At 58.0% G+C, this 12,654-nt stretch carries 14 protein-coding genes; 3 read left to right on the forward strand and 11 right to left on the reverse strand.

Translation table 11 applies throughout. From position 1 onward, the window contains the following. Nucleotides 1-75 precede the first annotated feature (75 nt). The 3 genes from HMPREF2807_RS00190 to HMPREF2807_RS00200 form a co-directional block, all read right to left on the reverse strand. Nucleotides 76-639 (reverse strand): hypothetical protein, encoded by a 564-nt coding sequence (locus HMPREF2807_RS00190; protein ID WP_070509519.1) that lies wholly within the window; start codon nt 637-639, stop codon nt 76-78. Nucleotides 640-905: 266 nt separating this feature from the next. Next, nucleotides 906-1,601, reverse strand: a complete 696-nt coding sequence (locus HMPREF2807_RS14080) for a hypothetical protein (protein WP_070509521.1) — start codon at nt 1,599-1,601, stop codon at nt 906-908. A gap of 246 nt (nt 1,602-1,847) precedes the next feature. Continuing rightward, nucleotides 1,848-2,348 (reverse strand): hypothetical protein, encoded by a 501-nt coding sequence (locus HMPREF2807_RS00200; protein WP_070509522.1) that lies wholly within the window; start codon nt 2,346-2,348, stop codon nt 1,848-1,850. A gap of 413 nt (nt 2,349-2,761) precedes the next feature. On the opposite strand from HMPREF2807_RS00200, the gene HMPREF2807_RS00205 reads away from it, so the two are divergent. Then, a complete protein-coding gene (locus tag HMPREF2807_RS00205) occupies nt 2,762-4,342 on the forward strand; it encodes a peptide ABC transporter substrate-binding protein (RefSeq protein WP_070509524.1) in 1,581 nt (526 codons plus the stop codon). A gap of 80 nt (nt 4,343-4,422) precedes the next feature. Here HMPREF2807_RS00205 and HMPREF2807_RS00210 read toward each other — a convergent pair whose 3' ends face one another. The 4 genes from HMPREF2807_RS00210 to HMPREF2807_RS00225 all read right to left on the reverse strand — a co-directional run bounded on the left by HMPREF2807_RS00210 (nt 4,423) and on the right by HMPREF2807_RS00225 (nt 8,253). Then, entirely contained in the window at nt 4,423-5,025 is a 603-nt protein-coding gene (locus tag HMPREF2807_RS00210) for a hypothetical protein (RefSeq protein WP_070509526.1), read from the reverse strand. A gap of 177 nt (nt 5,026-5,202) precedes the next feature. Then, complete coding sequence (locus HMPREF2807_RS00215; protein WP_070509527.1) at nt 5,203-6,111, reverse strand: hypothetical protein; 909 nt, start codon at nt 6,109-6,111, stop codon at nt 5,203-5,205. A gap of 290 nt (nt 6,112-6,401) precedes the next feature. After that, nucleotides 6,402-7,259, reverse strand: a complete 858-nt coding sequence (locus HMPREF2807_RS00220) for a sortase family protein (protein WP_070509529.1) — start codon at nt 7,257-7,259, stop codon at nt 6,402-6,404. Between the two features lie 40 nt (nt 7,260-7,299). Continuing rightward, nucleotides 7,300-8,253, reverse strand: coding sequence for a DUF2891 family protein (locus HMPREF2807_RS00225; RefSeq protein ID WP_070509531.1), 954 nt, complete (start codon nt 8,251-8,253; stop codon nt 7,300-7,302). Nucleotides 8,254-8,546: 293 nt separating this feature from the next. On the opposite strand from HMPREF2807_RS00225, the gene HMPREF2807_RS00230 reads away from it, so the two are divergent. Together HMPREF2807_RS00230 and HMPREF2807_RS00235 are read left to right on the forward strand one after the other, a co-directional pair. Continuing rightward, nucleotides 8,547-9,344 (forward strand): nucleotidyltransferase family protein, encoded by a 798-nt coding sequence (locus HMPREF2807_RS00230; RefSeq protein WP_070509533.1) that lies wholly within the window; start codon nt 8,547-8,549, stop codon nt 9,342-9,344. Nucleotide 9,345: 1 nt separating this feature from the next. Next, on the forward strand, nt 9,346-9,576 hold the full coding sequence (locus tag HMPREF2807_RS00235) for a hypothetical protein (RefSeq protein ID WP_039674063.1): 231 nt from the start codon (nt 9,346-9,348) through the stop codon (nt 9,574-9,576). A 34-nt stretch (nt 9,577-9,610) separates the two neighbouring features. On the opposite strand, the gene HMPREF2807_RS00240 is transcribed toward HMPREF2807_RS00235, so the two are convergent. The 4 genes from HMPREF2807_RS00240 to HMPREF2807_RS00255 all read right to left on the reverse strand — a co-directional run bounded on the left by HMPREF2807_RS00240 (nt 9,611) and on the right by HMPREF2807_RS00255 (nt 12,636). Then, nucleotides 9,611-9,958 carry a DUF2200 domain-containing protein gene (locus HMPREF2807_RS00240; RefSeq protein WP_070509534.1) on the reverse strand — a complete coding sequence of 116 codons (348 nt, stop codon included), beginning with the start codon at nt 9,956-9,958 and terminating at the stop codon, nt 9,611-9,613. A gap of 56 nt (nt 9,959-10,014) precedes the next feature. After that, on the reverse strand, nt 10,015-11,268 hold the full coding sequence (locus tag HMPREF2807_RS00245; protein WP_049155904.1) for an ATP-binding protein: 1,254 nt from the start codon (nt 11,266-11,268) through the stop codon (nt 10,015-10,017). A 210-nt stretch (nt 11,269-11,478) separates the two neighbouring features. Next, the gene (locus HMPREF2807_RS00250) at nt 11,479-12,060 is read right to left on the reverse strand and encodes a hypothetical protein (RefSeq protein WP_049155907.1); all 582 of its coding nucleotides are present in this window, start codon (nt 12,058-12,060) and stop codon (nt 11,479-11,481) included. Nucleotides 12,061-12,063: 3 nt separating this feature from the next. Next, a complete protein-coding gene (locus HMPREF2807_RS00255; protein ID WP_049155910.1) occupies nt 12,064-12,636 on the reverse strand; it encodes a hypothetical protein in 573 nt (190 codons plus the stop codon). Between the last annotated feature and the right edge of the window lie 18 nt (nt 12,637-12,654).

Here is a 12,654-nt window from a genome sequence, read left to right on the forward strand (position 1 = left end):
AAAGCGCCCCCGTGCCACAGGTTCTGTGGCGCGGAGGCGCTGGTATTAGGTGCCTGTGCAACAGGCGTTAAAGACTTAGAGCTTCAGGGCGTTCTTGACGAACGGGAAGGCAGCTGCGATGACGGCGAGAACGCCGGCAACGATAGCAGCGATGCCGAGCGGGGTCGGCTTGTTGTCCTCGGAAGAGAGCTCATCCTTAACGGAGCTCTTCTTGTCCTTATTCTTGTCCTTGTCCTGCTCGTTCTTGTCCTTGTCCTTGTCTTCGTCCTCGACAGGTGCAGGATCCTGGCGCTCGCCGTCGACGATATCGAAGTCGACCTTGCCCGGGCCGCCCTGGGAAGCGCCCCAATCGCCGAGGTCGATCGATTCGGAGTCGCACACTGCTGCGCCTTCCTTGGCCATTTGGAAGACATCGAAGCGGCTCAACGTGAGCTCTGCATTGTCGGTGGCCTGCCAGGCGAACTCGCTCACCTTCTTGAAGGTGTGGTCCTTGCCGTCAATTTTGACGGTGAACTCAGCCTTCGGGGTACCGCAGTTGGTAGTGGTGGCAGCTTCCTCAGCAGAGGCGACGGTGGTGCCAGCGAATACGAGAGAGCCAGTCAGGGTTGCGGCGAGCAGGCCGCGGGAGAAGTTATTCATGTTGTCTCCAGTAGAGATGAAATAGAAGTGAAAAATAGTGAATCGGAAAGGTTTTAGAACCAATCAGATAACCGGTATCGGCTGAGGTAAGAGTGTAGGTCGCTCGTGCAGCGGATGTCGCAGCTTTGAATATAAATTTGACTATTTTTAATCTGCCCCTTAGCTAACGGGTGTTTTCCGGACATTGAAAACACCCCCAATCACTTGAACGAAGTGATTGGGGGTGACTAGTCAACGCCGAAGAAATGGCGTTTTAGTGCTTCAGGTTAGAACGGAAGCTTGATGCCCAGTGCGCGTGCAGCATTCGGGACGATTGCAGCCAGTGCGCCAAGGACGCCAATGACGATTGCTGCGATGCCCAGGTCGGTCGGCTTGCCGTCCTCGGAGGATAGTGCATCCTTGATGCCATCAAAGGAGCTCTTGTCCTTGTTTTTATCCTTGTCGCCCTCGGACTCGTCACCGTCGCCGTTTTCGGAGTCTTCGTCGTCGCCGTTGTCAGCGTCGTCGCCGCCGTCGCCGCCCTCAGACTCGTCGTCGTTGTCAGCGTCATCGTCGCCGCCCTCGGACTCGTCGTCGTTGTCGGCGTCATCGTCGCCACCGGTGTTGCCGTCTGACTCATCGTCGCCGTCGGTCTCGTCATTGTCGGAACCGCCGCCATCGTTGCCGGTGCCCCAGTCGTCGATATCGATAGATTCAGCATCGCATACGTCTTCGCCATCCTTAGCCAGGTCGAAGATATCGGCGCGGCTTAGCTCAACCTTTTCATCGTCGGTGGCCTGCCACAGGAATTCGCTGACCTTCTTGAAGGTGTGCTCCTTGCCATCAACGGTGGCAGTGAACTCGGTCTTCGGGGAGCCGCAGTTGGTGGTGGCAGCTTCCTCAGCAGAGGCGGCGGTGGCCCCAGCGAATGCGAGTGAACTGGTCAGGGTTGCGGCAAGCAGGCCGCGAGAGAAGTTAGACATAAGTACTCCGAGAATAGGTAGAAGGTGAAAGGGTGATGGAAAGTGGAATGAATCATTCCGTTAACCGGTATCGGTTGGGTTCGGAGTGTAACCCAGATCCCACGCGTGCGGCTGATGTAAGACGAAAAACCTTCGATTTTCGGGAGTACTCCCCATGAACACACAAAGGCACCCCCAATCCACGCGATGGTGGTGGGGGTGCCTGTGCGCTTAACGACGTCCCTTAGGACGTTCAAGCTTCAGTGATTAGAACGGAAGCTTGATGTTCAGAGCCTTAGCAGCGGCCGGAACGGCAGCAGCGATTGCGCCAAGGACGCCGAGGACGATGGCAGCGATGCCCAGATCGGTCGGCTTGCCTTCCTCGGAAGACAGCTTGGCCTTAATGTCGTCGAAGGAGCTCTTCTCCTTGTTGGTATCGCCCTTGCCTGGCTCCTTGTTGGTATCACCCTTGCCTGGCTGCTTGTCATTGCCCGGTTGCTTCTCGCCCTCGGTCTTGCCAGCGTTGTCGCCGGCCTCGCCCTCGGTCTTGCCCGCGTTGTCGCCGGCCTCGCCCTCGGTCTTGCCAGCGTTGTCGCCCTCAGCCTCGCCGTTGACGGTGTCGTTGTTCTCGTTGGTGGTCAGTACGGCGTCAACGAGGTTGTCGCCGTTGAGCTCGGTGTTCTCCTCCGCGTTGGCGGCGGTGGCGCCAGCCAGTGCGAGGGAGCTCGCCAGAGCGGCAGCGGTGAGGTTGCGGGAAATGCGCTTCATATTATTTCTCCTGGGAATAGATCGGGGACATCTTATGAAAGTGAAAGGCCGTCATCAGGCGATGTTCGTCATCGCTTACTGACTTCGACCTCCCACATGCTAACGAAGGTCGGAAAGGGATTGGTCAAGCTGTGAAAGGTTATATGGGTATTCCACGACAGCTGCCAAGGGCTTATCAGCGCGCAATAATGTTTGCTGACGCGATTATGGTGCTACGAAAACGCGAAAAAGACTGTATGGCGGTAGTGCGGCCGGGGAGAGGTGTGGGTGAGGCGCCGAGGAAGTTGACAGGCGTTACACAGGGAATCTGTGAAAGTCTCCGGCGGCGGAGAGTGCGTTTATTGAGTGGGGCACGATATATCGCCGTATTGTTATGAGGGAAGTCACACATACGATACCCCTAAGGAGAACTCATGAAAGGGACAAAAGTCGGCGCGAGCCTCGCCGCTGTCGTCGCAGCAGCTGGCCTGACTGCATGCGGAGGAGACGGATCGGGTGGTGCGGCGGATGTTGATTTCATCAGTACCAACTCCACCGAACCCCAAAAGCCGCTCATCCCTGCAGATACCAGCGATGTGCCGGGCGCAACGCTCATCGACCTCATCTACTCGGGACTCGTGTACTTCGATGAGAATGGTGAGGTGCACAACGACCAAGCAGAGAGCATAGAGAAGACCGATGACGTGACGTACAAGGTCACGCTCAAGGAGGACGCGGTGTTCTCCGATGGCTCCCCGGTGCGTGCCCAGGACTATGTCGATACGTGGAACAACGCCGTAAAGAACAGCATGCTCTCTGCCTATTTCTTCGAGCCCATCAAGGGCTACGAAGAAGGAACAGAGAGCATGGAAGGGCTCAAGGTTGTCGATGAGAAGACGTTCACCATTGAACTTGATGAGCCCACGGCGGATTTCGAGACGCGTTTGGGTTATTCCGTCTTTTTCCCCATGCACGAATCAGCCTTCGATGACATCGACGCCTACGGCCAAAACCCAGTGGGAAGTGGCCCTTATAAGCTGCAGGAATGGAACCATAACCAGAATGCGATACTCGTTCCCAACGAGAAGTATGAAGGTGACCGCAAGGCGCAGAACGATGGTCTGAACTTCGTTTTCTATGCCGACGCCAGTGCGGCCTATGCTGACTTGCTTTCGGGGAACCTCGATGTTTTGGACTCGGTCCCGTCCTCGGCCATGGCCAACTTTGAAACTGATCTCGGCGAGCGCGCAGTGAACGAGCCTGCTGCAATTTTCCAGTCCATTACTATCCCCGCCGGGGATGAGAACTTTAGCGGGGAGGCGGGGGCGTTGCGTCGACAAGCACTGTCCATGGCCATTGACCGCGACGAGATTACCCAGACCATTTTCCAAGGGACGAACACTCCGGCGGTGGATTTCACATCGCCTGTGCTTAACGACGGTGCCACAGACATCCCCGGCAACGACGTCCTGACCTATAACCCGGACAAGGCGCGCGAGCTGTGGGCCAAGGCGGAGGAGATGAAGCCATTCAAGGGGCCGTTCACCGTGGCGTACAATTCCGACGGTAGTCACAAGGAGTGGGTCGATGCTGTCGTGAACTTCATTCGAAACACCCTTGATATTGATGCGCAGCCAGCGCCGTATCCGGATTTCAAATCGCTACGCGATGAAGTCACGAACAAGACTATCGAGGGTGCGTTCCGCACCGGCTGGCAGTCGGTATACCCGTCGCCGTCGAGTTTCTTGGAACCGTTGTATGCCACGGGTGCTGCGACTAACGACGCTGACTATTCCAACCCCGAGTTCGATTCGCTTCTGAAGAAGGCCGCCGCGGCAGCTAACGAAGAGGAGAGTGTTGAGCGGGTCAATGATGCCCAAGCGGTGCTCATGAAGGACCTTCCAGCAATCCCGCTCTGGTACACCAACTCCACTGGTGGCTACTCCGAGCGTGTCGATGACGTGATCTTTACGTGGAAGTCGAAGCCGCTGTATTACAAGGTAACTCTGAAGTAGATCGATACACGTCCTGCTACGTGAAAAGCGCTCCTCAACGATTGGTGGTGAGGAGCGCTTTTCTTAAGCGGGCGGAGCTGTTAGAAAGGCAGCTTAATGCCCAGGGACTTTGCCACGTTCGGAGCGACAGCAGCGATGGCGCCGATGACGCCCAGGACAGCAGTGACGATGGCTGCGATGCCAAGATCGGTCGGCTCACCGTCCTTGGAGCTGAGGGCTTCATCGAAGGAGCTGGATTCATTGGTGCCGGTCGGCGCCTGCGAAGGGTCATCCGCTGGCTCCACGGGCTTCTCCGTCGGGGTGGTCGGCGTTGTCGTCGTGGACGTCGTCGAGCTCGGCGGGTTCTTGGCCAGGGATTCCTGGATTTCAGCGGCTGCGGTGTCCTGCTTGCCACAGGCAGAGGCGTCGTCCTTGGCAATCGCCATGACCTCGGCGCGGTTCAGGGTCAATTCTTCATTGTCAGTGGCGCGCCAGAGTCCGAATTCCTCCTGCTTGAAGGTGTGCTCGGTGTCCTCGATGGTGGTGGTGAACTCTTCGGCTGGAGCCCAGCAGAAATTGATCTCGGTAGCCGAAGTGTTGGTGGCGTTTGTGGTGGACTCGTCGGCGGTGGCGATGGTCGAGCCAATAACACACAGAGAGCCTGCCAGGGCGGTGGTGGCGAGAGCGAGTGAAGCCTTCTTCATGGAATTCTCCTAGAAATAGAGCGAGGGAAAGTGAAAGATAGAAAACCCTTGGTGCGCAGGGGCTATCCAACTATATTAACGCTACCTCAAGCTCTAAGCACAAAACTGCGAGAACCGCGTTCCTCCATGCTCTTAAAAGTAAGGCCTGGAGGCACGCGGAACGCGGCGCAGGGACTCTTAGATAAAGAACTTGCGGCGGGCAGCGAAAGCACCAGCTGCAATCATGGCTGCGATGGCCAGTGCGGCAAGGCCACGAGCAACGGTGTTGGAACCGGTCTCAGCGGAGATACCGCGCGACTGTACCTGGGACTTCTCGGCGGTGCTTTCGGCAACCTGACCACCCTGGGCGATGACCTCGTCCTTGTTCTCCTTGAGCATCTGCTCGGAAGCGGCCTTCTCCTCGGCACTCGGGGCGTCGTTCTGGGCTGCCTCCTGGGACTTCACGTAGGTCTTGCCGTCCTTGGCCAGGTACCAGGTCACGCCACCGATGACGAGGGCGGCCGGCAGAGCCAGCCATGCCAGCTGCTTGGCGTCGAAATCGGAATCCTCGGCGGAATCAGCCGGGGGCTGGGAGCCGCCCGTCGGACCGGTCTCTCCAGAAGGAGGAGTAACAGGCTTGTCCTTGTCCTCACCGGCCCCCGGATTCTCGTTGTCGGCCTCGGGCTTCTCGCCGCCAGCCTCCGGCTTCTCCGGGTCATTCTTAGGAGCATCGCTGCCGTTGTCGATCGGGTAGTCAACCTGGGACGGGCCGGCCGGAGCCGGGTCTGGGTTGGCCGGTGCAGGGGCGTTGTCCTGAGAGTCCTCATCAACCGGGGCTGCTGGATCCTCGGCGGGGTTGTCAGCGGGGGCTTCCTTTTCTTGTTCTTGCATGCGCTCCCATGCAGCCTGTGCCTGTTCCTTGGTTAGCTTGGTACCGCCAAACTCGTTGACGCTCATGTAGTTACCGTCAGCCTGCTGGCGGTAGATTACGCCATCGAGCTCGAACTCAGCTGGAGCCGGAATCTGTGCAGAGGCAACGGCGGTGCCGCCCAGTGCGAGGGAGCCAGCCAGTGCGGCTGCGGTCAGGGTGCGGTGGATGCGCTTCATATGTGTCTCCTAGTGGGTTTGTGAGAGGTAGTTCATCAGACCAGAACCACAATAGTCACAATTTTCACATCAGTCACAGGGGTTGCAATGTGGTATTTCGCAACTTTTGGGATGGAAGTCCCGCCACGCATGCCGAGTGTTCGATCGTTATGGGGTATCGTGCTGGGGGTTAAAGCGGCTGGTCATTGCCTAAGAGACGTGGCTAATGCGGTCCTGCTGGTTGTGCGAATGTTCGACAATGACCTGCGTAAACAGGCATCCCCCCGCTATGGGGTAAAAACAGGCGGAGCCTAGTTCTGGGGTGCAGTCTCAGGTGCGGTTGTTACGCCCTCAAACTGCCAGCCCACCACCGCGTTGCGTACCGCGGCGGCTAGCGGGTTGGCCGGTTGAATGCAGCTGATGGTGAGCAAGCGGCCGGGTTTGGCATCGGCACCCCAGATGCTCTCGTCCTGCTCAAGGCCTTCCTTGGAGGGATCGTGCAGATCTGTTGCGGTATACACCAGCCACTGCTCGCCGGAGTTCTGCGTGCGCAGATACAGCTTGTCGCCGACCGCGGCCTTGTGCTCATCGGCGCGGCCGTCGTAGAGGTTATTGAATACCGCCGGCACACCCGCGCCCGTGTGACCGGCAATGACCACGATGTCCGGCGAGTCCGTTCCGGGCAGCGAATAGGGCTTGTCCTCCGCGGTATAGGTGCAGGCCTTATTCATGGAGTCCGGGTTGATTTTATCGTCCTTGACCCGGCAGGAACCTTCCTCGAAGTCCGCGCGCACGTCAATAGTCGGAATGTACATCTCGACTGCAGGCGAAGGCTCGATGATGGCGGCAGGCTCCGTTACTACTTCTGTGGGCTGCGGTGCGGGTGTGTCTGGTTCCTGATTGAGCTTGAGCGCGGCGATAATGCCGACCAGCACCACCGCCACAATGGCTACGAGGTGGAGGCCACGGCTGTCGCTGGGCTTGCGATGGCGCGCTGTGACCTGGTTGGACCGTCGTCGTGGGCGGTGGGGCTGCTGCTTGGCGACGGCCCCCGCGCGGCCGTATGAGGAGCGGCTTCGGCGGCGGGCGCGTTCTGCGCGGAGATCGATGCGGATTCCCTCTTCCGGCAGGCGGTAGCTATCGCGCCGCGCCGAGTAGCGAGAATCCATGGTGTGCTCCTGAGAGATAGATGATTAGAAAAATACAGTACTACCCGACGGCAAGCTGATAGCGCAGCGCATAGGTGATAAGCCAGTGGGTGGACATGAAGTGGCCGTCGACAAGCTGCGGACGCGCGCTGGCCACCAAGGCTTCGGCACGCGGCAGGGCCGAGGCGTCGAAATGCTCGGCGAGCTCAACAATCATCCACGCCCTTGTGAGTGCCAGGCCGTAGAGATGGGCTAAGCGGCCATCGGTCGGGTCGAGTACTTCTGGGATATCGCTAAGGAAATCCAGTGCTTCGGCGCGGTGGGGGAGGAAACCGTCGAACCACTGCGGGAAGTCCGGGAGAACGCGCGACATGAGCAGAGCTTCTGATAATCCATTGGAGAGGAAATCGTGCCCGGACAGCTCCCACTCCAGCGGATAGTCACGGTCATCGCCGAAAAGGCGAACCGCAGAATCGCGCACCGAATCTGCTAGTGAATCCAATCCAAGTTTCTCCGCTGCCTCGAGGATGAGGAAAAGGTTGAAGGCGGTATTGGAGTGCATGCCGTGGCGCACCGGCTGGTTGAGTGAACCAAGCCAGTCGTGGCAGTGCTGCGCGGTGAGCTCGACGAGCTTATCCATTGCTTCGCTGGGACGGATTGAGGCTAGCTGCAACAGCCAAGCGCGCCCGTAGGGCATCTCATACCCGGGGTGTTCGACAAGGTAGGTGTATTCGGCGGTGAGGGCTTGGGGGCTGAGGCGATCGTCGAGAAGCACAGCAAGACTGGCGGGAGACTCGGGCCCGAGCATGGTGTACAACAGCACCCCGGAGTACTGCATGTGGACGCTGGAATGCCAGTCGAAACAGCCGTAGAAACTGGGGTGCAGCTCGCGTGGGCGCACAGTGCAATCATCAGTTGAGCTGCTCGTGTGGTGCATTGCGGCGGGAAATTCGCGCTCGAGGGCGTCCACAATTGTCTCCGCCCAGGTTCTGGCCCAAGTCTCTAGCGTGGTCATGTGTCAAGTATGGCAGAGCCGAAGGTGGAGGATGCCTGCTGTTAGCCACTGAGGGGTGTGCGTCGCAACACGAAATCGAACAAATGAGCGATTTCTAGCTCTGATGTCCGGCCGCTCTTGTAGTCTTCGGGGCAGGCATCCATGAGGTGGGGGATGCACGGGCCGTACGCACGCGGTCTAGCAGGGGTGTCTGGAACTACAGGCAACACCTCGTCGTGGGGGTTGCGCACAACTATTAAGGGGGAACCTTGAGGTTCTTAGAACACAAGCCGACGGCGTTTAGTAAGAGACAAGTGCACAAGTTAGGTAGCGCGTTGCGCGCTGGGCAAGAGATCGATGAAGAGCTCTATCGGCACATTCTGATTCACCAGTCTGCTCTCTGTGATCATCTTGAGTCTTTGGCAGTTTCGACACTGAGTGAACTGGGCGTGCCGCTGGAGCGCGCGACAGATGCCGTAGTGGAACCGGATTCGAATCGATTCTTTATAGGTTCGAGGGTCAAGACTCGGCCAGTGCTCGTTGAGAAACTGAGGAGAATGCCGAGCTTCCCGCTGGAGAGTATCCAAGACTTTTCGGGAGTGCGAATGGACTTCGATGTGACGCTCTCTGAACAATCAAGGCTGGCGGAGTTACTTGCGCAGGATTTGGAAGAAAGGGGAGCCAACCGCGTCAGAATCCAGGACATGAGAGAACAGCCGCATTCTGGGTATAGGGCGATACATCTGCACATCTATTCTCCAGCCGGTCGCGCCGAGTTTCAGCTCCGGACGGCACTCCAGTCGCGATGGGCCAACCTTTACGAACTTGCTGGTGACTTGTACGGTCGCGCTATCCGATACTTAGAATTTGGAGAGCGCGTACCGCTGCAATTCGACACCCAAGTTCGCTCACTCCATGAGCTTTCGGAAGTGGTGCATAGAGTAGAGAAGTACTTCGATGTGCTCTCTTCTCCTTTTGTCGAGCACCCTGTTGAAACGGTGGAGTTGCGTGAAGCCCGCCTATTGCGGAAAAGGACTTCTACGATGTTGGATAGGCTCATTAGTGAGCTCGACAAGAGACGGGCAGACAATGAGTCGGAAGGGAGTAAATAGAATGCCGGCTTTTCTCATCAAGTATCACCGTCCGACGGGTGCATTGAATGTCACCGAGTTTGAAACCTTGACTGAGGCAACTCTGGCCCGCCATGATCTCGATCAAATCAACGATGACCCAGACGTTGAACTCGTTGCCATTGGTGCAAAGAACTTAGAGTCCGTCCGGCATACGCACGCGCGCTACTTCTTCCGTGAGAAGACCGCGCCGCCGTATCCTTTTGTGGCTTAAAGCTGGAAGCTTTAAATGGCGCAGCTGGCGAAGGCTAGCCGCGAAGGATTTTCTCCATGGCCTTTCCTTTGGCTAGCTCGTCAACGAGCTTGTCCATGTACCGAATATTTTGCATCAGCGGGTCCTCGATGTCCTGGACACGATGCCCGCAGATGCTGCCGGTGATGAGGGAGCGGGATGGGTTCAGGTGCGGGGCCTGCTCGAAGAAATCCTCGAGGGTGACCTTTTGCTCCCGGACCCGTCCGAGCTCCTCAACCGAGTAGCCGGTAAGCCAAGTGATGACCTCGTGGAGCTCGCTGACTGTCCTGCCTTTGCGCTCTACCTTCTTAACGTAGTGCGGATAAATATCGGCGAAGGGGACGGAAAAGATGCGGTGAGACATGGGTGCAGTATATCCGTGAGCCTCATGGTGTGAGGAGGCCGTTCGTTGTCGCGGATTTAGCCGTGCCAGAGCGTCGAAATTGGCATTGCCCAAAGGTTTTCACCCATCGGCAAGACGTCCTTGCCTGTGTACAAGACAATTCCTGCGCGGAAAGAATCACCAGCTACCTGCTGAAGATAGCGCAGGCCAGCAAAGTCCTTCGGCTGGATCGACATCGCGGCTTTGACTTCCACGCCAACAACGTCCCGGGATCGTGATTCCAGCACAAGGTCAACCTCTTTGCCGGTAGAGGTCCGAAAGTGGAAGAGGCGATAGTCAACCGATGACCATGCCTTCTGCTTCAGAAGCTCGTTGGCAACGAAGGCTTCGCAGATCCCGCCGGTAAGCGTGCTGGAAATGTTCATCTCCAATGCTTCTGGCTCGAGGCCTGCCAGGCTTGTAGCAAGCGCCGTATCTGAAAGGAAGACCTTGGGCTTAGAAATAGCCCGCTTTTCAAGATTTGTTCCCCATGATGGCAATTGGTTAATCAAGAAAACATCACTCAGCGCAGTTACATAGGTGGGGACTGAGCGTTCGGGAATGTCGAGTGCACGCCCAATGTGCGCCGCTACAAGTTCCGCGGTCCCTTGTGCAGCAAACTTGTCGAGAAGATTGTGTAAGCGGTCAGGGAATTGAATGCCGTAGAGCTCGGCAGCGTCTTTTGACAAGACTCGCTCAATATAGGCATCGAACCATCGGTGTTGCCGCCGCCGAGTAGAATCCCTAAGCCCTGGAAAACTCGGCGTGCAGAAGAGCTGGAAGTAGTCGGTCCGGGAAGGGGTAGATGTGGGTTGTACGCCTGCATCTTTTAATGACCACATTAGGCCGGCAAAGTCTTCGTGGATGCCTAAACGTTCGCCCACGCTGAGGCCGTGAAGGCGAATAGTTTCTGCGCGGCCAGCGAGAGATTCTTCAGCTCCCGTGAGACTGAGGAGGTTGGATGATCCGGTAAGGATAAAACGCCCCGGCCGTCGATCTTCTTCGAGTGCGCCTTTAATCGCGCGAAACAACTCTGGTGCGCGCTGAATTTCATCAATGGCTAGTGTCCCCTCGGGGAGCTGTCTGACAAACCCGTCTGGGTCCGCTTTTGCAGAGGCCAGCGAAGCGCTCTCATCAAGGTTAAAGAACCTATGATCTCTACCTTCGAGCAATTGATGGACGAGGGTACTCTTTCCTACTTGGCGCGCGCCGGAAATAGTCAGCACAGGTGTATCCGACAGAACTTCTTCCGCCAGATCTTGTGCGTTTCTATGTAGAAAAGAATCAGTCATGACAGTCAATCTACCTGCACTGTTGCGGTTCTGCAATGCTCACACTGCCGTTCTGCAATGATCTCACTGCTGTTCTGCAAGGACTTCGTTGCCGTTCTGCAATGCTCCCGCTGCCGTTTGATCACGCTGTGGAACGCCAAAAAGAGGGCACCCGCAGCCGTCGTGAAACGGCTTGGGGTGCCCTCTTCTGTGAGGCCTGGAGGAGGCGAGCTAGTCCCAGACGGGGGCGTCGCCAAGCTGCAGCTCAGAGTAGCGCGCCTCCGGAACGGTGGCGGAGTAGGGCTTGCCCACGGCCTCCCATTCCTGGTCGGTATTGCAACGCACGTCCTGACCGTCGGTGTCGAGCATGGTAAAGCCCCACACCAGCTTGCCCTGGGAGTTCGCCGGCAACGTGTACGGGCCAACCTCCTGGTTCAGCTTCCAGTGCTGCTCGTGCACGTAGTTGAAACCGTAGGTCTGGGTCAGAACCTTGGCCAGCTCGCCCTCGCCCTTGATGGAGCCGGAGACCTCGATGGTCTGCGTGCGGGCCTGGGTCACGGTGTGGCTGACCGGCACGGGCTCATCATTGCGGTTGGCCACGCTGGTGGCATCCGTCTGCTTGAACCACCGGCGGGTGGCGGTGACATAGGTGCCGTTCTCACCGGGCGTCGAGCAGTACGTGCCCGGCTTGAAATCATCATTCCAGCGCTGGGGCAGCTCGAAGTCCCCGCCGAAGTCAGCGGCGTGGGCCACAGGAGCGGCCGCCAATAGGCTGAGCGCGGCGAAAGCGCTCGCGATGGACTTCTTCAGCACGTCTTAGCCCCAATCGTTGTTGTCGCGGGTGGAGACCTCCACGTGGCGCTCCTTCGGCAGGGTAGCAGTGAAGGTCTCGCCGTTGGCCTGCCAGGTGTTATCGGAACCGCAGATGGTCTTCTGACCCTCGAAGTCGGAAACCACCCAGCCGGCGCGCATGACGGCGGTCTTGCCCGGAGCAATGTTGTACGGGCCGACCTGCTCGCCCACCTCGTAGGACTGGGAATCGGTGTAGCTGGAAGAGAAGGTGAAGTTGATGAGATCCAGCAGCTTGAAGTCAACGCCGGCGGAAACGTTCCAGGTCTTGGTCTTGGTTTCCTTGATGGAGCGGGTGACCGGCAGCGGCTCGTCGTTGTAGTTGGAGATGGTCCAGGAACCGGCGGAGCCGTCGAAGTAGGTGCGCTTGATCTTAACGGTCTGGCCGGTGTCACCCGGGTTGGCGCAGTGCTCGCCGATGGTGGTCGGGTTGGCCGGGCCCAGGTCACGTGCCGGGAGGGCGTTGGCGGCCGGGGCAGCGATCAGGCCGCAGGCAATGGCCACGGCAGCGGTGGTGGAAGCAATCTTGGTCTTGAACATGGTGATCTCTCCTTGGGA

This window comes from Corynebacterium sp. HMSC074A09 (genome assembly GCF_001811545.1).
Lineage (GTDB): Bacteria > Actinomycetota > Actinomycetes > Mycobacteriales > Mycobacteriaceae > Corynebacterium > Corynebacterium hiratae.

Coding starts and splice junctions, on each gene's coding strand:
- HMPREF2807_RS00245 (WP_049155904.1), bottom strand. CDS start 11,268: ATGACTGATTCTTTTCTACATAGAAACGCACAAGATCTGGCGGAAGAA.
- HMPREF2807_RS14080 (WP_070509521.1), bottom strand. CDS start 1,601: ATGTCTAACTTCTCTCGCGGCCTGCTTGCCGCAACCCTGACCAGTTCA.
- HMPREF2807_RS00205 (WP_070509524.1), top strand. CDS start 2,762: ATGAAAGGGACAAAAGTCGGCGCGAGCCTCGCCGCTGTCGTCGCAGCA.
- HMPREF2807_RS00220 (WP_070509529.1), bottom strand. CDS start 7,259: ATGGATTCTCGCTACTCGGCGCGGCGCGATAGCTACCGCCTGCCGGAA.
- HMPREF2807_RS00200 (WP_070509522.1), bottom strand. CDS start 2,348: ATGAAGCGCATTTCCCGCAACCTCACCGCTGCCGCTCTGGCGAGCTCC.
- HMPREF2807_RS00240 (WP_070509534.1), bottom strand. CDS start 9,958: ATGTCTCACCGCATCTTTTCCGTCCCCTTCGCCGATATTTATCCGCAC.
- HMPREF2807_RS00210 (WP_070509526.1), bottom strand. CDS start 5,025: ATGAAGAAGGCTTCACTCGCTCTCGCCACCACCGCCCTGGCAGGCTCT.
- HMPREF2807_RS00190 (WP_070509519.1), bottom strand. CDS start 639: ATGAATAACTTCTCCCGCGGCCTGCTCGCCGCAACCCTGACTGGCTCT.
- HMPREF2807_RS00235 (WP_039674063.1), top strand. CDS start 9,346: ATGCCGGCTTTTCTCATCAAGTATCACCGTCCGACGGGTGCATTGAAT.
- HMPREF2807_RS00215 (WP_070509527.1), bottom strand. CDS start 6,111: ATGAAGCGCATCCACCGCACCCTGACCGCAGCCGCACTGGCTGGCTCC.
- HMPREF2807_RS00225 (WP_070509531.1), bottom strand. CDS start 8,253: ATGACCACGCTAGAGACTTGGGCCAGAACCTGGGCGGAGACAATTGTG.
- HMPREF2807_RS00255 (WP_049155910.1), bottom strand. CDS start 12,636: ATGTTCAAGACCAAGATTGCTTCCACCACCGCTGCCGTGGCCATTGCC.